Source organism: Mucilaginibacter sp. P5_A4 (assembly GCF_056400605.1).
Genome location: NZ_JBFUKX010000154.1, coordinates 1 through 950, shown reverse-complemented (window position 1 = coordinate 950; position 950 = coordinate 1). Strand labels below are relative to the sequence as shown.

The following is a 950-nucleotide window of genomic DNA, read 5'->3' as shown; positions in this document are numbered from 1 at the left end:
CAACTGTTTAGTTAATTAAAAAATACTGCTTCGGGTTTTGAAGCATATTTATCCAGATTTTCCTAAAAGCTTCATTGCTAAAGTTCTCCTTATAAATATTGTATATATATGATGCATCATATTTTTTTGCTCTTAATTCTCCTACAAAAATCCCTAAATTATATTCCATAGAGGTCTTATCCTTTTCAGAAACCAGCATACCTTGTTCGTTTATTTTTCCAATTTCTGGCATAGCTCCCGTTGTTGTTGTAAAAACCGGTCGACCAAAACGCATAGCTTCAATTAATATCAGGGGTAATCCCTCTGTATCAATAGACGGCAAAATTATTCCATGATACCCTCCTATTAGTTCTGGAAATTCTGTATCATCATAAAAGCCTTTGAGTGATATTTGCCCGTTCAAATTATTATCACTAATTGTCTTTTGTATGATATCTTTCTCAGCACCTCCACCATAGATATCTAATTTTAGTTCAACATTTTGTTTAAACACACTCTCGGTAAAATTTATGAACTCTTTTAGTCCTTTATTCCTAGCAAGCCTGCCAAAATAAGCTAGACGTATTTCGTTAACAACCGAAGGCATGGCTTTAAAGCTCTCTGTCGTATACTCTTTAGAAAAACAAGGTAGAAAATTAACTGGTTTAGCCGTGGATACATTTGTTTGAAATGCTGATATCATACCTTTAGTTTGAGTTGCCACAGCATCGAAATCCTTCAACATCCTCAATCTTAATTTGTCAGGTTTTGCCTCAAAGTGAACTTCCTCAAATATTTTAAAAACCGTTGCGGGCAATTTAGAGGCGATCATTGAATATCCGTATCCCAAACCCGTTGCAACAAATACGTCAGGTTTAAATTCTCTAACTTTCCTTATTGCCTTAAAGAGTTTTATCGCCTTTTTTAATTTTTTCAACAAGGAATCTGGCTGAAAAGGAACTACAAATTCT

General features: G+C 34.2%; 1 protein-coding gene. It reads right to left on the bottom strand.

Annotation, left to right across the window (positions count from 1 at the left end; all coding sequences use genetic code 11):
- Positions 1-7: 7 nt before the first annotated feature.
- Positions 8-950: glycosyltransferase (locus AC1DQW_RS27770; protein WP_477457034.1), on the bottom strand; the 943-nt coding region annotated here is incomplete at its 5' end.